This is a genomic window from Mesorhizobium sp. C277A (assembly GCF_040324395.1).
Lineage (GTDB): Bacteria > Pseudomonadota > Alphaproteobacteria > Rhizobiales > Rhizobiaceae > Mesorhizobium.
This window is the reverse complement of the sequence record NZ_JAMYVW010000004.1, coordinates 199,148-221,875: the sequence shown is the minus strand read 5'-3', so window position 1 is coordinate 221,875 and position 22,728 is coordinate 199,148. Positions and strand designations below refer to the sequence as shown.

Genomic DNA, 22,728 nt, shown 5'->3' with positions numbered 1-22,728 from the left:
CGGCAAGCTGACGGTCGCCTTACCCTGCTTCATCGAAAGGCTGGAGCATGCCAGTAAGTGGGCAGTTCCCACCAACGCTCATCACCTCGCGCAATGTTTCGTCGCTAGTCCGTTGCTGCATGAACTTCACTGTACAACCGCATGAGCTGTGCCAAGTCGAAAAACAATTTCGGTTCAACACCGTTCGCTTCCGAGGTCCTCATTCAATTTGTCTGCGCGAACGCGGTTCTGTCCGCTTTCCGACAATGGATAAACGTTCAAAGGGGAATGTTGCGGAACGTTCGACACCGCCAAGACATCCAGATCCTTAAGGTCACTGCGCGTTTTCGACCGAGCGATCTGATCGCTGGTGGCTCCTCGAGTCCCTTCGTTGTGCGCGATGCACACCCTGACAAACGGCTGCCAGCAGTAGCAGCAGCGAGCAAAATGGCACGACTCTTGATGGCCCATTGAATGCGGACGCTGCCGCCTGCGGGCATTTGCCTTGCGGGCAACCCCAAAAAGGGATCAGGAGTTGAGCAACATGTCTGCGCAGATGGTCGGCTTGCCGAACGGCGAATGGAAATGGAGGTGGGCGCAGCCATCGGCCCCGCCTATAGCGAGAAGAACCCGCTGCGCCCCGCCCACCCGCAACGTCGCGAGCGCGACAAGGAGGCGCGCTCCGGCGCCGTCGAGCTGCGCACCGAAGCTCAGGAAGGAAGTACTCCCCGGGTTTACTCGAACCCCCGCCGCGCTGACCGCCGTCATCCAGGAAGCTATATTTTGAGCCCATCTCGACCCGGCGATTGACGCCAAGGGGTGAGCGGCAGCCTGGTATCAACGTGAGGCCTTTCTTCGAGCGGCCGATCGAGGGCGATCGGCCATACCTGTGGGTTGACGCCACTTGCCCGAAGGTCCGCCGTGGTGGGCCGATCGTCTCGGTCGCCGTCGTCATACCGTCGGCGTCACGCGGACGGACGACGCGAGGTACTGGGGATAGAGATTGGCACGTCTCGTCTGAGGGCGAGCCAATTGGACGGAGTTCCTGCGCAAGATGACCCGTTGCGGCCTCGCGACTCGGCGTCTCCAATGCCCATGAAGCCAAGAACGCGGCGCACCAAGGTTTTGTCGGCCATATGGCAGCGCTATCGCATCCACTTGGTGAGGAACGTACTTGCCCATGCCGGCGATAGCGGCCAACACTCTTAGCCTCCATCGCCACCGCTTTCGCCCCAGGATCCAGCGGCCACATTAACAGCCGTTTACAATTCATTCATACAACTTCACAACCTTAAATCGTCGACCCGTGATAATTTCACGACAGGTCTGAGATTAGGGCGCATCAAAAATGCAAAAGCCAATGACCAAAAGAGTACTTATCCTGGTTGAAGGCTCGAGGACTGGTCTGTTATACATCCAGGCAGCCCAGCGTCTTGGCCTTCATTCGATTACCCTATCGGCTGATCCAGCTCAGTATGACTATATTGCGAGGGAAGAGGCCGAGGCAATCCGTGTCGATACAGCCGACCTCGATGCCTTGACCGACGAATGTTCCCGGCTTCGTGCGACCTATGGCATTGCTGGCATTACGTGCGCCAATGAGTCGGTCTATGCGACAGTTGGCAAGCTCTGCCGCTATTTCGATCTACCGGGGCCAGACCCAACGTCTATTGAACGATGTTGCAACAAATTCGTTCAACGTGAGCTCCTCAGGGAGGCCGTCGTTCCAGTGCCGTCTTATCGCTTGGCAACGGATGCGAAGGATGTAACACGCTCTGCCGGGGAGATCGGCTTTCCGGTGGTTCTCAAGCCAGCCGTAGGAGTCGGCAGCAGTGGTGTCCGATTGTGCCGCGACATCGATGAGGTGGCCGAACATACGACCTATCTGTTGGGTGGGAAGCACATGTGGCGGTCGTCACCGAGGATACTGGTCGAAGAATTCGCACAAGGCCCCTACTATTGCGCCGACATAATGGGAAATGAGGTCATTGGGATTTATGCCGGAGAGTTCGGCCCCCCACCGCATTTCGTCTTTCGTGAATTGACTCTACCGGCCCCGCTGACAGATGATGAGAATGAGCGCATCGTAGATATTTCGCAAAACAGTTTGCGAGCTCTCGGCCTTGGCTGGGGGCCAACGAACATTGAACTCCGGTGGACGAAGCGTGGGCCAGTCGTCATTGAAGTCAATCCGCGTATGGCGGGTTTGCCCAATCCTCAAATGATTCAGCTGGCTTATGGTGTCGACCTAATCACCGAGCACATTAAGCTTGTCATCGGCGAGGAATGGGATTTGCGTAGAAGGCATTCGCAGATTGCGGCTGCGCGAATCCTAGTTCCGGATCGCGATGGCACGCTCGAATGGATCGACGGGGACAGTCGGGCGACTGCTGTCCCAGGCGTCGCCGAGGTCGAATTCTATATTGGGCCCAAGACGCGGATCGTCAGGAAAGGCGATCACCGGGACTGGATCGGACATGTTATCGCCGCCTCACCCATCCGGGCTCGTACCGAGGCGGTACTTCAGCAGGCCGTCGATTTAATCGATTGGTCGATCACACCATTTCCGACCGCCGGCGATCAGGAACAGTGTGCGGCCCCTCAACTCTCCGCACCAGCGCAGGTGGCACCAGACAAAAGGTGATCGTCTCGGAACATTGATCCAATCGAAAGCGCGAGACAGAGAGACGCAATTTGATGAGAGATCCCAATTTTTGTCTCTGGCTGCTCACCAACTAAACGCTATTGGATGCAAGAAGAGCTTAGAAAAAAAGTTCCAACGAGGACGGCCCAAGAGTCGGCTCGCAGGCTGATCGTCAAGATCGGCTCCGCAGTCATTGCAGACGCAGGAGAGCGGACAGGTACGAGGTACTTGGCTTGAAGATTGAGTCCATGTCACGTTACTTTCGTTAGACACAGCTTAGCCGACCCTAAAAAACTGGATGTATCTCTCGACGCTCGCGATTTTTGGCGGCCCTCGCCTGAGGCGACGGGCTGTGGTTGCGCGGGTCTGGTTGGAAGCTTGCGCACCATCGCCACCGTGAACGCTGGTTGCGAGCAGTAGCGGGTTTGTAGGGCAGAATTTGCTACCTTCCGATGTCAGTAGCTCAGTTGTTCTTCGGCCGACTGCCGTGCCGGTACAGACTCGGACAGAACCGAAGATAGCATCACGCAGGCATTCGCATTCAGCATTCACAGTAGTGATCGGCGCACGACCCAGGGTTCGCCAGGAGACCAAGCGGGTCGAACCGCATGACAGCCTTGACCGGCTGGAGGACGGAAATCCCGATGCCGAAGAGGTTGGTCAGCGCAGTCGAGCCCACACGGCATTTGCGGAACGAACAGCAAGGGCTGGGAAGCGATCGGCCGGGCGGTCCTCCAAGGGCGGGCCAGGGTTGTCGACGACGCGTTGGTTCTGGTCCGCTACTCTGGTCTCTACCGTTTGATAGCGGCTTCGGTCGCCACTGACAGCGAGTCAAGATATTTGGCATCGTCGGCTTTGATTACCGCGCAGATCTGGTCGAGATTGGGACAGCTCACTGGTGCACCTTTGGGCTCATAGTGCTTCCTCCTCATCAAGATGAGGATTGCCGGATTTGGCGTAGAACACCAACACGGGTCCGAGATCAAAGCGCGTTCCGGGCGCAAGGCGCTGGGCGGATCGGGGCCATGTTTCGGTTGAGACGCCATCGATGCCTCGCGCCAGCGTTCTGGCGAAGCGGGGCATCAGCGGAGCGAGTGTCGGTGCCAGGATCGCAGCGGCCGTCGTCTGAAGGGCTGTCGAAGTCCGATTGCGGGCGGGATAGAAACGTCGGGCCGCCGTATAGTCTCGCGCCCCACGGTAGATTACACAATCGCGCACGAAATCGCAGACCTGAGCGGCCGCGCGCCGAACCGAGAAGCCTTCGTCCGAATAGGCGCGCTCCATCGCCGCGCGATAGATCTCTATCCGAGCAAAGAAGGCGCGGTCGACCGGGCTCCAATCGCCTGCATCGGGTACACGACCGGCAAAATCCTGCTTGATTTCCTGGTTCAACGCCTCAAGCCAGTTCAGCCAGATCCTTTGGAACACCTCGTTCTCAGTGCGGCGCAGCGCGTCCAGCGTGAAATCCGTCCGCTCACCTTCTGGGCGTGTCAGGCCCAAATGGAGGCGCACGACGTCGACTGTCTTTGGGCTCAGAACCTCCTTGCCCCAGACCGCATGGCGGCAGCTGGTTGAGAATTTCTTGCCGTTGAGCAGGTAGAACTCGTTGACGTGATAGCGGATGCGTGGCGTCCAGTGGGAGAAGACCTCGGCGTAAAGAGCGGGGTAGAGTAGCGCGTGGTAGAACGAATTGTCGAAGCCGAAGAAATGGACAATCTGCCAGTCGTTGCCGGGCATTTCCGCCTTCCAGTCGCGACCCATCGAGCGGCCGAGCGCCTGGATGTTGTACAGAAAACCGAATGCCATCTCCGGCCACACCCAGATCACTTGCCCCGGGAACCCCTCGGCCGGCAGGCCCCAGTCCGAGGGGTGGGTAATGGGCACTGAGAAGTCGCCGCGTTGGCGCAGGCGCGCGAAGAGATCCAAGATCCGTAGCGGGACGCCCGACGCCCTTAGATGCCGGTCGATATTGTCGTAGCATTGGTCCATGGCAAGTTCCGGACGGCGGAGGGAGCCGACCACCGGCGCCTTTGCAGACTTCCGTGACCGCGCTGCACCTAAGTCGTGGCAAAGGTTTGGGGCACCGCATTCCTCGCAGATGTTGCCAGCGGCGGAGCCGCCGCAATCGGGGCAGAGGCCGCCAACATCCGGCTCGTAAAGATAGTGGCCTGTCACGGCATCAAAAAGCGCAGGGCTCTGGCGCAAATCTACCGCCGCGCTGCTCAGAAGACTCCGGAAACACGCGGTTTGGAACTCGCCGTAACCGTCATCGCCCATTGTGGCTTGGAAGCTGTGGAGTTCACAATCGAGAAGTGCAAGCGTGGCGCGTATCTCGTCGGCGTAGTAGCGCGCCACGTTTGCAGGAGTCGATTGATCGGCATCGGCGCGTGTCGCGACGTAGCTCTGGTAATCGTCGCTTCCGGTCAGGTGATAGGCCTCGAGTCCTTTCATGCGCAGGAAACGGGTATAGACATCAGCGCCGAAATAGGGGCCAGAAAGATGCCCCAGATGCAGATCGCCATTTGGCGTTGGCGGCGTGGAGAAGACGAAGATTGGGCCGCGTGGAGCCGTGAACTTTGCAGCGGCATCAAGGGCGGCCTCGCCGTCTCGCCAGTAGACAGCGACGAAATCTAGGTCTTTGTTCCCGTCGTTGCGCAGCACATGCGCTTCAAAAGGATGGAACAGAACGACGTCGCCGGCCGCGACCGAGATTTCCCCAAGGTCGGTGGTGACCTTGCCCGCGCCAGACAGGACCACGAAGGCCTCGATTTCGTCGTGCCGATGGGGCTCGGATGTGACCCCGGGTCCAACCTTTCCGAACGAAAACCCCGTGCGAGCGCTGCCCGTTCCAAGCGTGGCCGTGTCGATACCGAACGCCCGCGACAGCTCCGTTCGAGAAAACGTGTATTTGCGCATGACAACGAACCTAAGCTGTTGAAGAGTGGGCCGGACCTTCGGCTGCAACGAACAGCCTCAAGTGCACTTCATGGAGAGAAACGGCAGTCCGACCCGTTGGCGGCCCGGCCAGGATAGTGCAGCTCTGGGCCGGCAGGCGGGCGACCAAGGGGGGCGCTAGTCGGGCTGTAGGCACACGGAAGACCGCCTGCGACCACCTCCACAATCCACGTGGCCGAAGCGTCCGATGCTCCGCGAGCCCGAAAATCAGACCGCCATACCGTCCGCGCATTTTTTGAGCGGTCGATCAGTTTAGTGTGCATGCCTCCGCCTGGCTGCGTGAGCTCAATCGCGATAGAAGATCCCATTTGGGGGCTTGAGATTGTCGAGATCGGCCACTTTGCCCTCGGGCGGGTTAAGGGCGCGCTTAAGCACGTTATATTCAGCGCGGGTCGGCCCACCGGTTGAGGCACGCTGGAACACCAAGTAGAGTGTCCGCCGAGAACGATTGCTTTTGTTCGGTCGTGAGTAGTGCGGTGCGTAATCGTCGAAGATGAAGATGTCGCCAGCCTTCCATACTACGGGTTCCCAGGAGAACGTTTCGGCTATTTGAGGATAGATCACCCCACCGGCATCCATGGGAAAGACCCCCTTTTTGTGGTTGCCGGGGCTGAAGAAAAGCCCGCCGTTTTCCGGGTCGGAATCGTCGATGGCTATGGCAACCACCGCATGGACCATCCGGTCGGGGAGTTTGTGTGGAATATGATAAATGTCCTGATGCGGGAGATAGCCGCCGCTGTCTGGGTAGTGGAAAATCAGCAACTCCTTGAGCCTGCGCGAATCTTCGCCAAGCAAATCCTCGACCGCTGACTTTATGCGCTGATCTTCTAAGAGCAAACGGCGCAATGGATCATGGAAATCGAGAAAATTCTCGATCTTGGAGATGATCTTTCGATTGTCCGTCGTCTTCTCGAACCACATGAGCCATTTATCATCGCTGACATCCCAGCGTGACATATCTTCGACAAAATTAGAGATATCTTCCTGAGCCGCTGGCGCAAAGAAGCTTTCGAGCCTGACGTATCCGTCTTTCTTCCACTTGTCTCTTTGTGCATCAGTCAACATGCGAAAAGCCTCCTGTTGGAAAGACTGGTTGGTCGGACATCCCAATTAGGGCAGTCGGGCGCTGGGGAAGTTGCGGGTCCACGGAGACGGTCCCGCGCATGTGGGACGGCGATGCTAAGTGCGTTCCGCTCCGACGGATTTTGTCCGCAGAAGCTCGGCGCGAGACTGCCTATGTCAGGCTCAGCCGGGTCCAGGGCTTCGGTAAACTGGGCCGGATCATTCGGTTCACCCGGTCCAGCCGCGACACGCGTCGCTAAAGGCCGGCACCATCCGACCGCCGACCCAGCCATGGCCGCCAACACCACGGCGCTCTTTCGAGTGAGCGACCTGGTACGGTCTTGACAACCGTAGGGGAAATGCACGCCCCCAGAATAATGCGATGCGCCGCTTGGTCCAAGAACTTGTTCGGTCACAATTTCGGAGAAGCCTCCGGCCTTCGCCGCAGCGGAGGCGGACATCATTCCTAGGATGCCACCGCCGATGATCAAAAGTCTACGAGTCATATCCCGCTGCCCATTTCTTCGGCTGCGGGGGCGGGCCAGCTCTCGATCGAGGTATGGCTGATGAAGCCAGGATGCTCGGGGTTCGCGCATGGCGCGCGCCCAATAAGGCTATCGAGGATGCGGCGCGCGCGCCAGGCCAGCAGGCTTAGGTTCGGATCGGCCAGGCCGCGCTGCCCGAGGCTCGCATTTTGTACGAAGATGCGTCTGTCACGCGGTCCGTCCCAGCTCACCGAAAAATCCTCGCGAATAGCTAATTCATTGTCGATATGCTCCAGCCGGTGCGCGATAGGTTCGAAGAAGTCTGGGATCGCGTTCTCGTAACCGGTGGCCAGCACGACGATGTCAGCCGCGACTTCTTCGACCTCGACCATGCCGTGCTGCAGGGTCAGCCTGTGACCCGCGCCGGCGTTGATGCAGTGCGAGACGGTGCAGCCCGGCCGCAGTGTGATGTCGGATCGGTTTGGCTCGAAAAATGCGTGGCGGTAGAGCGCCTGATAGATCGCCCGCAACGTGCTTTCTGAAATGCCGTCCGAGGCAAGCACGAAACGCCGCAGGAGCAGCTTACGCTGCGACTCGCTCATGGCCGCGAAACGATCCGAAAAGCAGGGCATGAACAACTCGTTTGTGAACGGGCTGTTGTCCAGAGGCAGATAGTTTTCGCGCTGCGAGACCCAAGTGATCGAGGCAGGCCGCCGTTCTTTCGGCAGGCCGATAAGATGCAACATCACCTCGGCTCCCGATTGTCCTCCGCCGACCACGCAGACATGCTTTCTCCGCACCTCAGGGTGGATGTGCAGTAAAACAGATGAGTGGAACAGGTTGCGTCCAGTCCAGCCCTGGAACTGAGGCGGAATTTGCGCCTGCTTGCCAATGCCGACCACGACGTCTCTGGCGCCGAGAACCGCCTTATCCGTCCGCACCCGAAACTCGCCGTCAAAGCGGATTTCGCGCACTGTCTCGCCGCCAAGCACAAGTGGGTTCCTGTGGAAGACCCAGTTCAGGTATTGTTCGAACTCCACTCTGAGCACGGCTTCGAACTGTGCGTTCAGGAAGTGATACAGACGCCCCTTTTCGTGCAGGAAGTTTACGAAAGTGTAGGCTGATCGCGGATTCACTAGAGTGATCAGGTCCTTGAAGTGGCTGACCTGGAGCTCGGAGGAATCGAATGCATTGCCTGGATGCCAGCGGAAGTCGACCTGCCGATCCAGGAACACCGCCCCTTTCCCGACTTGCTCGTGTAGCTGACACGCAAGGCTCAAATTGGACGGGCCAGCACCGATCCCAACGCAAGATAACTCCACTGCTTCCTCCTATAGAGTCTTCCCACTAGGCTGCTTGTTCGCGGCGAATATCGGCCGCAGCCACTGGCCCCCCCTCGCGGACGTTCGGAGCACCGGTCCCGACCGGGTTTGCGAGAATTTGTCCAGCGCGTTCGCGTCGTCGAATGTGGACCGGAGCATTCCGGCGCGGTAAATCGAGGGGTCAGGCCGGCGACGTGGGCAACGATGTATGCCTTTCCGTTCGTCTGGATGCCCGCGTGGCCGTCACGCGAGACGCTTTGCAGGCCCATTAAGGTGTTTGAAGCCGGCCCAATCGCCGGCCCGACCATGACGCGCCGTCCTTTCGGCGACTTGATGGCAGGCGAGAGCGCGGTGTTCACTACGGCGACGGCATTTTCGGTGCGCATGATCATGGACAACGTCTCGCTGATGCATTCGCAGAGTCCCATGCATGGGCCATGCCAGAGAAGGAAACTATATTAAACAATGGGTTGGCGGAACTACGATCCTGTCCGAAATCCGACATTGAGGGGGACGCTTCAGGGCGGCGACCGATTTGCACTTCGGATGTCGCCTTTTTCCGAATAGCTAATCGGGCACCCTCTGCATCGGAATACTCATGGGACCAGCACAGTCTTCATGAACGGACAGTGCAGAACCCTGCGTCTCTGTCGGACAGATCACGACATGCCGTGTCCAATCGAGCCTCAGCAGTTGCAAGAGCTGCCAGATCCTTCGCCCTATCGTGCCGTTGCACTGGCTGTCCCGACATCCTCGGAGGCCGCGATCATGAAGAGTGACGCAAACTCATGTCCGCCGCGAGGCCTCTCTCATGGGGAAGCAATTCTCTGTGGTGAAGGATCGATGCTCATGCTCAGATGGTCGCGGATGGGCGCATGCCCGGCCTAAGCGCATCAATGAATCTCTGTACAGATAGCCGGAACAGAATTGGTTATGACCATTCTGCCGGTCCAAAGCACGACGCCACTCCATCCCTGCGGCTCAATCCAGGCGGAGGGATGAGGCAGCAGTCTTTTGCGGGCCTACCGGTCGGCCAAGAATGGGAGCCCTCGTAAACGCTGTCATCCGATGATGGCCGCCGCGGAGATCCTCAGGCAGTGCCGTGCCCGACACCGGCAACGGAGTGGTCGTCAATCGCCCCGTCGCCGATGTCGATTTGAAGCTCGGCCAGTTCGCGGTGAGCTTCACTGCTATTCCGCAGTGCCCACCGAGCTTGCACAGAGGTTCTATCAGGGCGGTCACGGCTGCACTCGTTGTCGGGTCTGCGACAAAGTCGACATGAGGCACACGGCAGTCAGAGCCATGTCATTGTTGTGAAATGATTTTCTCCTTTTGGCACGGCACGTGCAAGACTATCCGCAAACGCGCTGCGGCAAGGACTGAGGAGAAATCATATCATGATCGAGCCCGCCGAACATGCAGTCGCAGCTGCGAAAACCGGGCCTTTCCGAGCCGACAGGACGTTGCGGTTATTTTCCAGTCGACACCAGACTTCACGTTATCCGGACATGACCGTATTCGATTTCCAACCAACGCTGAATGCCCCGGACGATGATCCCTATCTTTGGCTCGAAGATGTGGAAGGAGAACAGACAATTGCCTGGGCCGCCAGCCAGGCCAGGATCCTGGCGCAGTTCGGTGGAACACAGTTCAATCGCGACCACGACGCGCTGACAGCCATCTTCGCCCGTCCCGACAAGATTCCCGTGTTCATGCGGCGCGGTCAGTACCTCTACAATTCTGGCAAGACGGCCGGAAATCCGCCCTCACTGTGGGCCCGGGACCACCATTGCCACCTACGCAGATCCTGCTCGCCACCACGAAGCGGGCCGAACGCGCCCACCCGTGCCACGCGCGTAAGATGGTCGCAAAGCTGCAGGCCTTTGGTTATCCCGCTTACGTCTAAGTGAGTACAGGTCGATGATTGCGAGCACGGCGCAAATAGTGTGTGCGCGGTCTCGCGCACACTGCGCATGAGCGCTCCGCCAATCTCACGCCATTTGCAAGAGTTTTCGTAGTTCAGTGCATCATTTCTGAAGAGCAAGGAGAGAATATCATGGCGAGAAAGCGAATGGGCGTGGCGCGGGGCGTAACAGCGGCCATCGTCCTGATTCTGATGGGGCAGCAGGCCGTGGCGGCCGAGCTTGCGCAATCCGCGAGCGTCCCGCAGGCTGGAGCCACGGTCACGGAATGGCCAAATCCTTGGCAGTTCCGCCTGCGCGCGTTGGGGGTCATTACTGAGGATTCGGGCTACGTCAATGCAGTGCCCGGCTCCGACCTTTCGTATTCGAACACTGTGACGCCGGAACTCGATATCTCCTATTACTTCACGGACAACATCGCCACGGAGCTTATCCTCGGCACCACCTATGCCAACATTGAGGGCCAAGGAGCGATCGGCGCGCTGGGCAATGTCGGCAAGGTTTGGCTGCTGCCGCCCACGCTCACATTGCAGTATCATTTTACCAATTTCGGCGCTTTCAAGCCCTATGTCGGCGCCGGCGTGAACTACACGATATTCTATAACCAGCATGCCGGCAGTGCCGATGCTTTCAAGGTTGATAACACGTTCGGCACCGCGCTGCAGGTCGGGTTCGACTACATGGTGGATCAGCATTGGGGCGTCAATTTCGACGTGAAGAAGCTTTTCCTCAAGCCAGACTTCGACGTCACAGTGGACGGCGCGAAGCAGACGGGAAAGGCGGAGCTCGATCCCTGGTTGATAGGCGCAGGTGTCACCTACCGCTTCTAACAACGAAAGGTGAAGGCGGCTGGCTGATAGCCGATCGAAATGAAGGGCGCGCCTTTGTGCGCCCTTTTTCCGTCGGCCCTGAACGGGCGACACTTGAAGAAGCCATTGTCGATGGGCGGCCGCCTCCTCCTGCGAAACAAGAAGGGTGACCCTGATCAATGCGGGCTCGACTAACGCCGGTAGTGTGCTGAGAGTTCTGCAAATTCGCTGAGAGGGGGCGGTCATGATGCTGGTCATGCGGCTTGGCGCAGAGCGAGCTTCTTGTGCTCGCGCAGGTCGTCCATGTTGATGTATCGGTTGGCCTCCATCCAGTTTTCGTTGGTCTCGACGGCCAAGGCCCTGACCAGGCGCAGGCAGCTTTCGGTATTGGGGAAGATGCGCACGACATAGGTGCGCCGGCGGATTTCCTCGTTGAGCCGCTCCAGCATGTTGGTGGACTTGAGATGCTTGTGGTGCTGTCTCGGCAGCCTGAAGAAGGTCAGGGTTTGTTCGATGGCATCCTCGGCCCAGCCTGTCAGGCGCGGATAGCGTGCCGACCAATTGGCAGGCCATGCGGCAAGATCAGCCCTGGCTCTACGACCGGCGCGATCTCGGAGCGCGCAGGCTGGGGTTTGGCAGCTGATCCAAGCGGCTACGAAGCGAATAAATAGAGGGTAGCGGCACTCAATTAGCTTGATCGGCGCCGAAACGGAAAACGCCGCTTGTCTGCAGGGGCCGAGTCGAGCGGGCCGAGCCTAAAAAGCGACTCTGGAACAAAAAGGGAACAAAAACCTTGTGGGTAAAGCCAGTCCCGGCGGGCAGAGAGACTCGACGATCTGTATATTGGATGGCGCTGGATGAGGCCTGCGGCGTCACCTTGGAAATGACATCAGCCGCAGGCCCCGAACTTCCAGTTGGCACGGGCGCACGGGAGGTAGCTCTAACTACCTCCCGTAGCCGTAACCATTTTGGTTACATGTTGCGATTTTCGCAACTCACAAATTCAACCGTTACGCTAGTTGTCCACCGCCTCTTGATCGGCGGCTACGCCTTGACAGCCGTACTGGCTCAGCTACCTTTGCGGCGTGCTTTGAGAGAACCGGCGCCTAGCACCTTCGACAACGCCGCGTGATAACCGACGATGGGGGAGCCCTTACGTCGTAGACAACGAGCAGCACGGCTGCCCAACAAAAACTCGTTGAACATCAACGTGGCTCGCGGTCCCGCTTACGCGCGTCCGCAGCCCAAGGATATTGGAGAATGCAATGCCTCTACCTGTTGAGTACCAAGACGATGACGTGATGGTAACCTCGCACAATCCCTTGAGAGGGCTGCTGCCGTTTGTCGGCGAAGACGAAGAAGTCGAGCTTTCGCTTGATAGGGACACCGCGGAGCTGCTGATGAGCGCCCTGCTCGAATTCCTCATGGCCGGGGAAGGCGGTGATATGCCGAAGATCTCAATTGGGAGGGGATAAAGTATCAGCCCGGTCCTCGGGCCGGGCGTTTTCTTCAGGCTCGTCCCAAAGCCTAGCTGCCGCGCTCTGCGGCCCTCAGCATCTAACGCCGCCTGTAGCGCAGCGACATGCGCAACTCCGCACTATGGATCATGGCTGCTGCCAAGGCTCCACCATTCGTACTTGTGCTGCTTGCCTGCAACCACGTCGTATGCATCGCCGAGCCGCTTGATGTTTTCCTCGTGGTTCTTGAGGATTTCATCGAGCGTCTTCAGGCTGCTGCCGCCAAACTCCTGGTATGCCAGAAAAGCCACGCCAGCTGCTGCTATCGCCGCCGTCGCCAGCGGGAACTTGGTAGCCAGGCTAAGCGCGCCTTCGCCTACCGCCTTTAGCGGTCCCTTGACACCTCCCTGCCCCTGCTCAGCGCGTCGTAAATCTGGCCGGCCTGCGATGCAAAAATCTGCATCGGCGGCGCGCCAAGCGCGAACATGGTGACGACGTCATTACCCCGCGACAGGTTGAGCATTTGGTTGGCGCTAAGCTTGGCCGATCCGCCAACCTTCCTAAGCGCCGCATCGTGCGTATTGATCGCGACGACATTGGATGCAAACGCAGCCTTCTCGCGCGCAATGGCGGCGGCCGTCTCTTCGGTGCCGATCGCCCCGAGGGCCTGCGCCATTTTGATATTCTGCAGGTTGGTCAGGTAGGTCTGCTGGGCAGCAAAGAGCGGGCTGTACTTGGTCCGAAGCGCCTCAAGCTCACGCCCCTGATCGGCAAGGACGCCGTTTCATTCCTTGCTGGCGTTCGTGCCAATCCCGACCATTTCATTGATGCGCGTCTGCAGCGCCGTGGTCATGGCCTTATCGATGCCGCGGCCGACGCTGTCGAACTGCTTCTGGATGCCGCTTGTCGCAGCGCCAATGTCGGCGCCAAGCTGCTTAAGTTGACGGCGGACAGTAGAGAGGTCGGTAGAGATGCTTATTAGCAGGTCGTCGCCATTTGCAGTCAATGTTTACTCATGGCGGTGCGATCGCGCCGAGGCGCGTTGCGTCGTGGTTATGTTGTCCTTGTGGAAAAGGAGGGGACGCCTGTGGAAAGCGTGCATGCATGACGAATTAGGGCATCGTCAGGGATTGAATCATCTATCTATATTGGTGATTGCTGGCGGCAACCTGCTTTCTGACAGCTTAGGCTGCACTCTCACGGATGGCGGCGCAACAATGGTGATGGTCCGTGCCGGGGCGAAAATCCCCTACTGGTGGCACACCGAGCACCCTGTGCGGCGGACAACCGAGAAACGCCGGCAAACCGCTGCGTATGGCGTTGCTGTATCTCTGCGATTCGTGGATTAGGCGCATAGTGGCGGCACCGTAGGACACTAACTCATGCAATTCGGCGTAGCGGGTCAATGAACACCTCTTCCCCTGGCCAAGGTAAGGTGGAAGTCTACTACGCCGCATTCTGCAGTGCACGTGCGAGCAAACCCTCATGTTTTCAATTGTGGCGTTGTGGACTCTGGAGCCCCCGCCGGTCCCTAGGACCATCGGCCCTAGATATCCGACCGCCCCCTACCCTCGACGGCTAGATGGGATTAGCTCAATCTGATATAATGAAGTCGATTAACTCGTTCCCGGAGGATTGATGTAGTGAACAGCAGAAAAGATGAGACCCAAACTCAGGTAGTAGATTTTGAACAGAAAAGCGCTGTTCCACATACAACCGGGAAACCAGAGCGCGGCGGGCAAGAAACTTCTCAAAATCCGCTTACAACAGAACCCAAAGAAGGTGGAGGCGCGCCAAAGCTGCGCCGCTAACTCTATCTTCTCAGCTGTCTTACCTTCCAAGAGACGTCCATCTGCCGTATCTGAGAACGAGGTATGTATGTAATTGTCTCGAATCCGCTATTGTCACCTTGAGTAAACTGCTCCGATGTACCATCTGGTCGATAGATGGCGCTTAGATAGACAGACACTCCGTCTTCGTGCAATCTGATCCCGGGCAGCGGAACTTTCTTATCGAGCTTGTTGAAATGACTCTCTAATACTTTTCCGTCTTCGAGATGTATTTGGACGCAGTCCCACAATGCACGCGCGCCAGTTATTGAGTTCCACGTGCTCGGCTCATGGTCATCTCGGTATATTTCGAAATGTTCCATGGCCTTGCTGTACCATTCAGAGCCAATGGCGCGCCAAAACATTGCTGACAACATTGCATTGATTATGACCAATGCAGAATACGTGACCACGGCGGCATTGCCACTAAGGCCCCAGTGAAACCCTTGCAAGGTCCACAGCCCCTGCAAGGCATACGTCAAGAGCCTTCCAATGACACCAAAGGCGACTATTTTTAAGAATAACTCTTCTTTGGTATCCGTCTGTAGCTTACCAATCACCGCTGTCTTATAGGCGAAGTAGCCAGAAACCAGCAGGATCTGCAAATCCAGCGATAGGCTTAGCAAGTCAGCCACGCAAAACACTCCCCAACGAAACGCAAGTCGTATCTTCAACAGATAATTGGGCGTGCATCAACTCGCTGAGTGAAAATTAGGCCAAGCGGCTGCAAGCTCCTAGACTCAACTGCCCGTCGCCTGCCAGTTCACACGCTTGCCGAACGTCGTCACTGCCAGGGATGTTCTAGCCAGGACCGCTCGCCGCTGCTATCACTCACTTGTATCTATGGGAGTATGCGAATGGCAAAACGAACTGTATTTCATTCGTCGCCGTCAAAGGATGGTTGGAAGGTGACGCAAGGCGGAAACACATTATCCAATCACAAGACCCAGAAGGCGTCTGAGGCCAGCGCAACGGCCGCAGGTCGCGCAGTGCATAAGGCTGGCGGCCTTGCCCAAGCAGTGTTGCACAAGGCAAAGGGAACAATTCGCGAGGAACGCACCTACGGTGCAGACCCACGAAAAACCAAGGGTTAGGTTTACGGCGTCCGAGTTTGCGTGGCGCAAGTGGTCGACGTCTGGAGTGCGCCAAACAAGGCAGAGGCCAGGGCTGATCTTGCCGCATGGCTTGCCAAATGGTCGGCACGCTATCCGGTCTGACAGGCTGGGCCGAGGATGCCATCGAACAAACCCTGACCTTCTTCAGGCTGCCGAGACAGCACCACAAGCATCTCAAATCCACCAACATGCTGGAGCGGCTCAACGAGGAAATCCGCCGGCGCACCTATGTCGTGCGCATCTTCCCCAACACCGAAAGCTGCCTGCGCCTGGTCAGGGCGTTGGCCGTCGAGACCAATGAAAACTGGATGGAGGCCAACCGATACATCAACATGGACGACCTGCGCGAGCACAAGAAGCTCGCTCTGCGCCAAGCCGCATGACCAGCATCATGGCCGCCCCATTTTGCAGAACTTGACGCACACAACCCTAACGCCTGAAATGGAGGTGTTTAGATGCGCTTTGATCAGGAGGGCTATTGGGTATTGGTGATGGAATGCCAAGGTTAGGGCCTTTGCCCGGCATCATTCTCCCGAGCTATTCGACTGTGTTAAAAATCACGGAACTCCTCGACGCCGACAAGATGCCTTGTCAGCCACGCTGCGGCAGCTGCTGTTCTTTGCTGCAGGAGCGGCGACTGGCCCCGTGGACGCATTCCTCGGCAGGCCGAGGCCTGCTTTTGCGCTGCCCCATGGCTTGACCCATGGCACGGTGCCGCGCTCGAGCTCGGCAATGATGCGGTCGGTGATCTCCTGATAGAGGCTGGCGCTGGCGCCTGCCCTTGCCTGCGCCAGCCTCTCCGCTGGTGGTACGCTTGCTGTTTGCATGCATCGTTTCATCCTCCGCTCACCAATCGCCGCGCCTTTCCCCGGAAGCGGGGTGGGCGGCGAGTCGCGACCGGAAAGGCCCGCCGTGGTAGGCGGACCGCATCCGAAGGACCGGAACGAAGAGGAGGACCCTGAGCGGCACGCGAAGGGTTGCGGGCTGCCGCGGCGGGTCTAGAAGGGAGTGCCGCCCGCCCTGCGCCACCGGGAAAGGCCAACAGACAAACCGCGCCCCCCGCAAGGGCGGCGGCCGTCACAGCCCGAAGGGCTGCCCACGCCAAGGGGCGAAGCCGAATGGCCGAGACCGCCTGAGCTTGCCGAAGAAAAGCGGGCTCGGTTCACGAGAACCGGCTGCGAAGGCGCGCGGGCGTTCCTGTCAGCAGCACGAATGCCTGTAACCTTCTGGCCGAGTCTCATCAACCGCGTTTTCGTCTCCGCTTCCAGATTTATTCAGAATGAGGGTTGAGTAGATCGGCCGGATCGATTCCGAGCACTCTGGCGAGTTTCGCCACCGTATCAATGCTGGCGGCATAGACCGAGCGCTCAAGTGCGCTGACATATGTTCGGTCAACGCCAGCCTCATGCGCCAGCGCTTCCTGGGACAGTTTCTTTTTTGACGATGCCTGCGCAGATTGCGGGCAAAGACCTCTCGGATTTCCATGCACGAGAAGCCACCCCCTTGTCGAGGATTTCACCACGGAGTATTCTCTACAAAGATCAGAGGCAACAAAGGGCGAGCGGCTGCACGGCATCATTTCGCGAGGGCAAATCCCCTGACCGTGAACTCAAGGACGGGAGTCGTGGAGTTTGGCAGCCAAACAAAGCGCACGCCATCTACAGGTCACGAGCGCGACTCAATTGTGCCAGAAGCTCGCAAGGATCGATACCGAGAGCCTCGGCGACGTCGAGAAAGTCAATGACGTCCAGCCGACGTTCACCACCTTCGTACTTGGCCACGAAGGATTGTGGGCGGCCCAACATATCAGCAACCTGGGTCTGGGTGGCCCCTTTGGTTTTGCGCGCCGCAATCAGCCGTTGTAGCAGCCGGCGCTGGCGAGCTGATCGAAGTGATTTCGGCATCAGACGAACCGGGCCAAGAAGGAACCGGCTCATGGACTAATCCCAGTTTCGGATTATCCCATTTTAGGATATTGTGCGGTCAAAGATCTGCGCGGCGCGGGATAGGTCTTACCGGCGAGAGATGAAATGGTAGACAGATTGCTCAAACCTGCTGTTGCCGACGAGGTCCCATGGGCGGAGAGCCTGACCGCTTACGACGATGAGCACTTCACGACATATTTGAAGCTCTTAGATGCATGTGCCGGCAATGCCAGCGAAGAAGAGATGGCCAAGGCGATATTGGAAATCGATCCGGTGCAAGAGCCAGCGCGCGCCCAAAGGGCGGTTCGCAGCCATCTCGCGCGCGCCCACTGGCTGGTGGTGGCGGGGTACAAGGAGCTGTTCTCTGGCCGCCAAAAGGCCTGATGGTGGCGTTATAGAAGAAGACGCTTATAACCACCGTTCATTAGCGAGCGCCCGCGTCTGACTGCACGGCGGACGCTGTCTCGAAGATGGTCACCGGGGTCGGCCCAGTCCTGCTCGACACGGGCTCTGCCGAAGAGAGCAAGGCCGATTTCGCGGTGTGATACGCCAGCGATGAAGCCGTCGAGGGCATGCAAGACTCGGCGCAACCGCGAGCTACGGGGCTCGGTCGGGAAGAATCCTGATTGCAGCCTGCCGGTCCAACAGAGGCTGTTCAGACATTCCAACGCGTTCAGGCGCTGCTTCAGTTCCTCTGGCGGCCAGAGGACGGAGGATGTCAATCGCACAGGTTCGAGGATGCTGACGCCGGAAGCAGCCAGCTGCAAGCTCCTGCCACTGTCCTCGACCAGGAGGTGCTGATGCCCGTCCCGCGTGACGAGCATGGAGATGCGGCAGGAGTGCCGGGCGAGATCAAGCAAGTCGACCCCGCGCGGCCGCGCCGCCGTTTCGGCCACTATGGGCAAAACATGCGGACATTGGGGGCACCAAAAGACGCTCGCATCAGTTCCTTTTGAGCTTGCAAAACAGAAGGCCCCACCGCGAGAGATCAACAGTATTCGAAGCCAGGCTGATAATGTCTATGGATCGGGCGTTCGTGCGTTCGGCACCGCGTAGCGCGTTCGCCAGATCTTTTTGGAAGTCCGGATTGCGCCTGAGGAATTCCCAGGCCCAGCCTCGGCTTGTGAGCTGGTCGACATAGCCATAGGCACGATCATCTTGCCTGTCCGGCCAAGCAGGGCCAGGTCTTGTTTCGTCCATTGCATCATGTCCAAAAAGGGTTGGATTACAGGCTCAGGCGATCTTAATGACCGGGGTCCACAGGACCGGGCCCTTGAGCCCGCCATTGCGGCGGAGGCCTTCCAAGCTCTCTCTCGAGACGTCGAGATATCCGGCAACGGCGCGTGTGTTGCCAATTGTTTGCGGATCGGACAACCGTTCGAGTGGCCAGCCGGCGCGACGCAAAATCCGCTCCATGCGCAGATCGGTTACGGTGACGATGCTGCGCAGACCGCGTGACAAACCAAACTCGACCATTCCGGCAAACAGCTCGTAGGTGCCAATTGCGATGCCCGCCTGTTTGGGGGCGGAAGGCGGCAGATCAAGCGCAAAACGGCTGCTTTCCCAAACACGTGGATCTTCCGGCGCTGGACGGTCGGGCATCGTCGGTCCTGTAGTCGGCAACAGGCGCACGCAGCCGTCGATGCGTCCGGCGGGCGCACGCAGCAATAGGTAATGGGGACGAAGCGCATCGAACGGATCGACCTCAAAGCCGCCGCTGAACGAAACGTCCCAATCAAGTCGATCCCTGAAAACGCGATACCGCAAGCGATGCATCTGCTCGAGCTCGTCGCTGAACTCAGCGTAACAATCCGGCGTGATCAACTGCAACATGATGGCCTTCTCCTCGCATGGATAGCACCTGCGATTGAAGGCAAAGGCCGGAGTTGAAACAACCTGTGTATGTGCCCAGGTTTCGGGAGATCAGGTGAAGAGAGATGGCCGAGACAGTGCCAGCCGAACAGCTGCCTGAATAGCCGTCTTCACGCCAAGCTTCTTCCTGGCGTTATCCCGATGATAGGCTGCGGTGCTCCGACTGATTCCCAAGATGCGGCCGATTTCCCACGCCGTCTTGCCCCGAGCCGCCCACTTCAGACACTCCATTTCCCTTCGAGATAGGGTGACACCATCCACGGTCCTGCCGTCGGCCAGCTTGCGACAGGCATGAAGGTGGAAGAAGATCGCGATGAGTTCGAGCGCGCGGTCATATCGATTAATCAGGCGAAAGAACGGTGGTCGCCTTTCATCGGAAGCGAAGGTCAGTGCGGCAAAATTACCGGTGCTGTCATGGATCGGGATCGTGAAGCCGCAGTGAATGCCAAATTGCGTCGCCTCATCCATCAGTTGTCGCTGCTGCGTCGATAGTTCGAGATCAGCACCGTGCGCATCCCAGCTGAATGGTTCCTGACCACCACGCGCTTGATGAATTACAGGGTCAATCTTTTCATACCGACTGTGAAGGTAGTGAGATGTCCAGGATTGAGGGTAGGTGGAAATCAGGCGCACGTTGCGGCCCTTGCCAGAAGAAGGGAAAAGATAGGCGAAAGACGGCAAATCGAGCGAAGAGGCAATCTCGCCCAGAGCGTTGCGCAGGTCAGTCGCGTCAGCGCTGTCTGCGATCTGCCCTACAAATCTATGAAAAGCGTCTTGCATAGCTAAACTGCAGTGAGTTCTGGCCCCCTCCAGGAGCCAACACGGGCGGGCCAGCCATTCTGGGTTGAAGGCCCGGCCGGAGACTGAGCTCCGTGCCGGGCCGTGCGCCTTGGGAGGGCGATCCGTGCTTCGACGGCTCTGTTATCGACGTCGAGACCTCATTCCAGCGCCATCTGTTAGCAGGGTGACAGTTGTCCTCTTGGGTTTGCACTTCATTGCGGTCGGGCTGTCTTTTTGCGTCCGGCTTGAGACTGCTCCATGGAGGAGCTCAGCCTCACGGTACATTGGGGTGTGAGAGCGTCACCGCTACATTCTTGCAGCAGCTCACGTGAGCGTCTTCGCACGCGAAGGCGGTACTGTGTCGTTCGAGACTGGCTCGTATTTCGGCATCGGCTGGCACACCCTCCATGCAAGTAGCCTTAAAAAACGGAGCGGATTGTTGCGCCCCTGCTCATGATGCTACACGGCTGCCGCACGTGAATATTCCGGCGATCCGAGTTGAAGGCGTCATCTCACGCCAGATCATATCGCGCCTTCCGCCTGCAGCGCACGATAGGTCGTATCGACTGATTTCGCAGTCGCATCGACGATGATGTCGATCTCTTTTCGGGTAATGATCAAAGGTGGGGCAAAGCCGAGAATATCCCCATGCGGCATGGCGCGGCCTATGACGCCATTTTCAAACAAAGCAGCGGCGACCCGCACGCCGACCTGAAGTCCGGGTTCAAATGGCACCCGGCCCTTCGGATCCCCCATCAGCTCCACGGCGGCTAAAATGCCGATGCCGCGAACCTCGCCGACAATGGGATGTCCTTCCAGTTCGGCTTTCATGCGGGCTTGCCAATAGGGTCCGACGTCCCGAACATGTTCCAGGATGTTTCTTTCCTTTAGCAATTTGATGTTGGCAAGCGCTGCGGCAGCACAAAGCGTGTGACCGGAATATGTCCAGCCATGGCCGAGTGGGCCGTGCTTTTCCGTTCCTTGTTCCAACACCGACCAGACGCGATTGCCGATGATTGACCCGGAGATAGGGAGGTAGGCTGAACTCAAGCCCTTGGCTATGGTCACGAAATCCGGACGCATGCCATAGAGATGGGAACCGAATTTCTCACCGGTTCGCGCGAAGCCGCAGACCACCTCATCGGCGATAAGAAGGATATCGTACTTGTCAAGCACTCCTTGGATCGCGGACCAATATCCCTTAGGGGGCGGAACGATGCCGCCGGTCCCAAGTACCGGCTCTCCGATGAAGGCGGCAACCGTCTCTGGACCCTCAGCAAGAATAAGAGCTTCAAGTTCGCTGGCACAGCGCCTGGCGAACGCTTCCTCATTTTCGCCATCATGCGCCTGGCGGTAATGGTGGGGCGCCGTCGTATGGCGCACCAAATTCAGAGGCAGGTCGAAGAAATCGTGAAAAAACGGAAGGCCTGTCAAGCTTCCGGTGACCAGCCCGGACCCGTGATATCCGCGATTGCGCGAGATGATCTTCTTCTTTTCAGGGCGACCGAGGATGTTATTGTAGTACCAGACCAGCTTGATGTTGGTTTCATTGGCGTCCGAGCCGGAAAGGCCAAAATAGACCCTTCGCATGTTCTGACCGAAATATTCGACCACGGCTTCTGCCAAGAGGGCAACCGGCGCCGTGCCTTGACTGGCATAGACATGCGCGAACGGCAGCTCATGCGCTTGCCGGGCGATGGCTTCGGCGATCTCCGTGCATCCATATCCCATGTTGACACAGTAAAGCCCTCCGAAACCGTCAAGGCTCTTTCGGCCGTCGGTATCCCAGATGTACACGCCTTCCGCACCGGCCATGATCCGGTTTGGCGTCTCGCCGCGGCTGTGCTTGGCCAAGTGCGTGGACGGATGGAAGACGAAGCTTCGATCCTTCTCCCGCAGTTGCTCGGTTCCCAGATTACTCAAGCTCATAGTTCCTCTCCTCGCGAGCAGTAGGCAGAAGACACTCACCCAGCCACCTATTAAAAACAAGCATACCCGCAAACACCTCTCGAGTTTCGCGGGACTGCACGTCTTTAGCCGGTGAATTCGCGAAAATCGGCTCGAACGCAGTGAAAACCAAGGTTTCTGGAGTTACCTTCTCCTTGAGGCGCATAAGGGGATCAGTGCGGCCGCCGTGTTCTGTTCGTCGTCGGATGTTTGCGAAAGGTACCGCATAAACCGCGGGGACTAATATGGGAGATGCGCTGTTCGAAGTCCCCATCCAGCAGCCCAACAGAACCTTCGCGATGTGTTCTTCGTGTCGCCGGGATATGTTCGGGCATATGAAGATGCGCACGCTCGTGGCGGCACGCCTTGGCTATTCAGGACTGCCACCCTCGCTAAGCGGACTCGCAGCGTCGTGAAGGCGTTGGGATCGCGAGTCGCGCGGCAGGGGAAGCATGCTCGAGAAGCCCCTCCGCAGTCTCCTCATCGAGCAGCAAAGGTCCCCTCTTCACATCACGATCGACTTACGATCCCAGGACCTACTCTAATAGTTTCTTCTCTCGCACAGATTGGACGGGCACGCCAATGCTCGACGCCGTGTCCACACAGCAGTAGACGCTTCCATCTG

22 protein-coding genes and 4 pseudogenes are annotated in these 22,728 nt (G+C 58.3%); 10 read left to right on the top strand and 16 right to left on the bottom strand.

Annotated elements, in window-relative coordinates; translation table 11 throughout:
- Positions 1 to 591: 591 nt before the first annotated feature.
- Together NKK52_RS32330 and NKK52_RS30685 are read left to right on the top strand one after the other, a co-directional pair.
- Positions 592 to 1,179 (top strand): annotated as a pseudogene (locus NKK52_RS32330) (transposase); the annotation flags it as partial.
- Positions 1,180 to 1,339: 160 nt separating this feature from the next.
- A complete protein-coding gene (locus tag NKK52_RS30685) occupies positions 1,340 to 2,623 on the top strand; it encodes an ATP-grasp domain-containing protein (RefSeq protein WP_023685650.1) in 1,284 nt (427 codons plus the stop codon).
- 912 nt (positions 2,624 to 3,535) lie between these two features.
- Here the strand turns inward: NKK52_RS30685 and NKK52_RS30680 are convergent.
- The 3 genes from NKK52_RS30680 to NKK52_RS30670 form a co-directional block, all read right to left on the bottom strand.
- Entirely contained in the window at positions 3,536 to 5,539 is a 2,004-nt protein-coding gene (locus NKK52_RS30680) for a class I tRNA ligase family protein (RefSeq protein ID WP_023685651.1), read from the bottom strand.
- Between the two features lie 324 nt (positions 5,540 to 5,863).
- A complete protein-coding gene (locus NKK52_RS30675; RefSeq protein WP_023685652.1) occupies positions 5,864 to 6,643 on the bottom strand; it encodes a phytanoyl-CoA dioxygenase family protein in 780 nt (259 codons plus the stop codon).
- Between the two features lie 499 nt (positions 6,644 to 7,142).
- Positions 7,143 to 8,447: a lysine N(6)-hydroxylase/L-ornithine N(5)-oxygenase family protein gene (locus NKK52_RS30670; RefSeq protein WP_023685653.1), complete on the bottom strand. Its 1,305-nt coding sequence runs from the start codon at positions 8,445 to 8,447 to the stop codon at positions 7,143 to 7,145.
- 1,397 nt (positions 8,448 to 9,844) lie between these two features.
- Between NKK52_RS30670 and NKK52_RS30665 the strand changes: the two genes are divergently transcribed.
- Both NKK52_RS30665 and NKK52_RS30660 read left to right on the top strand, forming a co-directional pair.
- Positions 9,845 to 10,357 (top strand): hypothetical protein, encoded by a 513-nt coding sequence (locus NKK52_RS30665; RefSeq protein ID WP_245263166.1) that lies wholly within the window; start codon positions 9,845 to 9,847, stop codon positions 10,355 to 10,357.
- 146 nt (positions 10,358 to 10,503) lie between these two features.
- Positions 10,504 to 11,199, top strand: coding sequence for an OmpW/AlkL family protein (locus NKK52_RS30660; protein ID WP_023685657.1), 696 nt, complete (start codon positions 10,504 to 10,506; stop codon positions 11,197 to 11,199).
- A gap of 233 nt (positions 11,200 to 11,432) precedes the next feature.
- On the opposite strand, the pseudogene NKK52_RS30655 reads toward NKK52_RS30660, so the two are convergent.
- A pseudogene (locus tag NKK52_RS30655) lies at positions 11,433 to 11,771 on the bottom strand (transposase); the annotation flags it as partial.
- 672 nt (positions 11,772 to 12,443) lie between these two features.
- Here NKK52_RS30655 and NKK52_RS30650 point away from each other — a divergent pair.
- Positions 12,444 to 12,653: a hypothetical protein gene (locus NKK52_RS30650; protein WP_023685659.1), complete on the top strand. Its 210-nt coding sequence runs from the start codon at positions 12,444 to 12,446 to the stop codon at positions 12,651 to 12,653.
- Positions 12,654 to 12,775: 122 nt separating this feature from the next.
- Here NKK52_RS30650 and NKK52_RS30645 read toward each other — a convergent pair whose 3' ends face one another.
- From NKK52_RS30645 to NKK52_RS30635, 3 genes are all read right to left on the bottom strand, one after another.
- Complete coding sequence (locus NKK52_RS30645; protein ID WP_023685660.1) at positions 12,776 to 12,946, bottom strand: hypothetical protein; 171 nt, start codon at positions 12,944 to 12,946, stop codon at positions 12,776 to 12,778.
- A 74-nt stretch (positions 12,947 to 13,020) separates the two neighbouring features.
- Complete coding sequence (locus tag NKK52_RS30640) at positions 13,021 to 13,311, bottom strand: phage tail length tape measure family protein (protein ID WP_023685661.1); 291 nt, start codon at positions 13,309 to 13,311, stop codon at positions 13,021 to 13,023.
- Positions 13,312 to 13,419: 108 nt separating this feature from the next.
- A complete protein-coding gene (locus tag NKK52_RS30635) occupies positions 13,420 to 13,641 on the bottom strand; it encodes a hypothetical protein (protein ID WP_023685662.1) in 222 nt (73 codons plus the stop codon).
- Positions 13,642 to 13,735: 94 nt separating this feature from the next.
- Here NKK52_RS30635 and NKK52_RS30630 point away from each other — a divergent pair, with 94 nt between their 5' ends.
- Both NKK52_RS30630 and NKK52_RS30625 read left to right on the top strand, forming a co-directional pair.
- Positions 13,736 to 13,984: a hypothetical protein gene (locus NKK52_RS30630; protein ID WP_156939312.1), complete on the top strand. Its 249-nt coding sequence runs from the start codon at positions 13,736 to 13,738 to the stop codon at positions 13,982 to 13,984.
- Positions 13,985 to 14,278: 294 nt separating this feature from the next.
- Positions 14,279 to 14,446 carry a hypothetical protein gene (locus NKK52_RS30625; protein ID WP_156939313.1) on the top strand — a complete coding sequence of 56 codons (168 nt, stop codon included), beginning with the start codon at positions 14,279 to 14,281 and terminating at the stop codon, positions 14,444 to 14,446.
- Between the two features lie 2 nt (positions 14,447 to 14,448).
- Here the strand turns inward: NKK52_RS30625 and NKK52_RS30620 are convergent, their stop codons facing one another.
- Entirely contained in the window at positions 14,449 to 15,099 is a 651-nt protein-coding gene (locus NKK52_RS30620) for a hypothetical protein (RefSeq protein WP_031204435.1), read from the bottom strand.
- A gap of 222 nt (positions 15,100 to 15,321) precedes the next feature.
- Between NKK52_RS30620 and NKK52_RS30615 the strand changes: the two genes are divergently transcribed.
- Together NKK52_RS30615 and NKK52_RS30610 are read left to right on the top strand one after the other, a co-directional pair.
- Positions 15,322 to 15,558 carry a DUF2188 domain-containing protein gene (locus NKK52_RS30615; protein ID WP_155921697.1) on the top strand — a complete coding sequence of 79 codons (237 nt, stop codon included), beginning with the start codon at positions 15,322 to 15,324 and terminating at the stop codon, positions 15,556 to 15,558.
- A gap of 63 nt (positions 15,559 to 15,621) precedes the next feature.
- A pseudogene (locus NKK52_RS30610) lies at positions 15,622 to 15,962 on the top strand (transposase); the annotation flags it as partial.
- A 174-nt stretch (positions 15,963 to 16,136) separates the two neighbouring features.
- Here NKK52_RS30610 and NKK52_RS30605 read toward each other — a convergent pair.
- The 3 genes and pseudogenes from NKK52_RS30605 to NKK52_RS30595 all read right to left on the bottom strand — a co-directional run bounded on the left by NKK52_RS30605 (position 16,137) and on the right by NKK52_RS30595 (position 17,516).
- The gene (locus NKK52_RS30605; RefSeq protein ID WP_502901980.1) at positions 16,137 to 16,406 is read right to left on the bottom strand and encodes an ArdC-like ssDNA-binding domain-containing protein; all 270 of its coding nucleotides are present in this window, start codon (positions 16,404 to 16,406) and stop codon (positions 16,137 to 16,139) included.
- A 443-nt stretch (positions 16,407 to 16,849) separates the two neighbouring features.
- Positions 16,850 to 17,064 (bottom strand): annotated as a pseudogene (locus tag NKK52_RS30600) (helix-turn-helix domain-containing protein).
- 173 nt (positions 17,065 to 17,237) lie between these two features.
- On the bottom strand, positions 17,238 to 17,516 hold the full coding sequence (locus NKK52_RS30595) for a helix-turn-helix domain-containing protein (protein WP_023682785.1): 279 nt from the start codon (positions 17,514 to 17,516) through the stop codon (positions 17,238 to 17,240).
- 93 nt (positions 17,517 to 17,609) lie between these two features.
- On the opposite strand from NKK52_RS30595, the gene NKK52_RS30590 reads away from it, so the two are divergent.
- Positions 17,610 to 17,888 carry a DNA -binding domain-containing protein gene (locus tag NKK52_RS30590; protein WP_023682786.1) on the top strand — a complete coding sequence of 93 codons (279 nt, stop codon included), beginning with the start codon at positions 17,610 to 17,612 and terminating at the stop codon, positions 17,886 to 17,888.
- 8 nt (positions 17,889 to 17,896) lie between these two features.
- On the opposite strand, the gene NKK52_RS30585 is transcribed toward NKK52_RS30590, so the two are convergent.
- The 5 genes from NKK52_RS30585 to NKK52_RS30565 all read right to left on the bottom strand — a co-directional run bounded on the left by NKK52_RS30585 (position 17,897) and on the right by NKK52_RS30565 (position 22,085).
- The gene (locus NKK52_RS30585; RefSeq protein ID WP_352515268.1) at positions 17,897 to 18,328 is read right to left on the bottom strand and encodes a DUF2285 domain-containing protein; all 432 of its coding nucleotides are present in this window, start codon (positions 18,326 to 18,328) and stop codon (positions 17,897 to 17,899) included.
- A 118-nt stretch (positions 18,329 to 18,446) separates the two neighbouring features.
- Positions 18,447 to 18,704: a transcriptional regulator domain-containing protein gene (locus tag NKK52_RS30580; protein WP_023682788.1), complete on the bottom strand. Its 258-nt coding sequence runs from the start codon at positions 18,702 to 18,704 to the stop codon at positions 18,447 to 18,449.
- 33 nt (positions 18,705 to 18,737) lie between these two features.
- On the bottom strand, positions 18,738 to 19,337 hold the full coding sequence (locus NKK52_RS30575) for an acyl-homoserine-lactone synthase (protein WP_023682789.1): 600 nt from the start codon (positions 19,335 to 19,337) through the stop codon (positions 18,738 to 18,740).
- A 90-nt stretch (positions 19,338 to 19,427) separates the two neighbouring features.
- The gene (locus tag NKK52_RS30570; RefSeq protein ID WP_023671873.1) at positions 19,428 to 20,156 is read right to left on the bottom strand and encodes a LuxR family transcriptional regulator; all 729 of its coding nucleotides are present in this window, start codon (positions 20,154 to 20,156) and stop codon (positions 19,428 to 19,430) included.
- A gap of 522 nt (positions 20,157 to 20,678) precedes the next feature.
- Positions 20,679 to 22,085, bottom strand: coding sequence for an aminotransferase (locus NKK52_RS30565; protein WP_023682790.1), 1,407 nt, complete (start codon positions 22,083 to 22,085; stop codon positions 20,679 to 20,681).
- Positions 22,086 to 22,728: the final 643 nt, after the last annotated feature.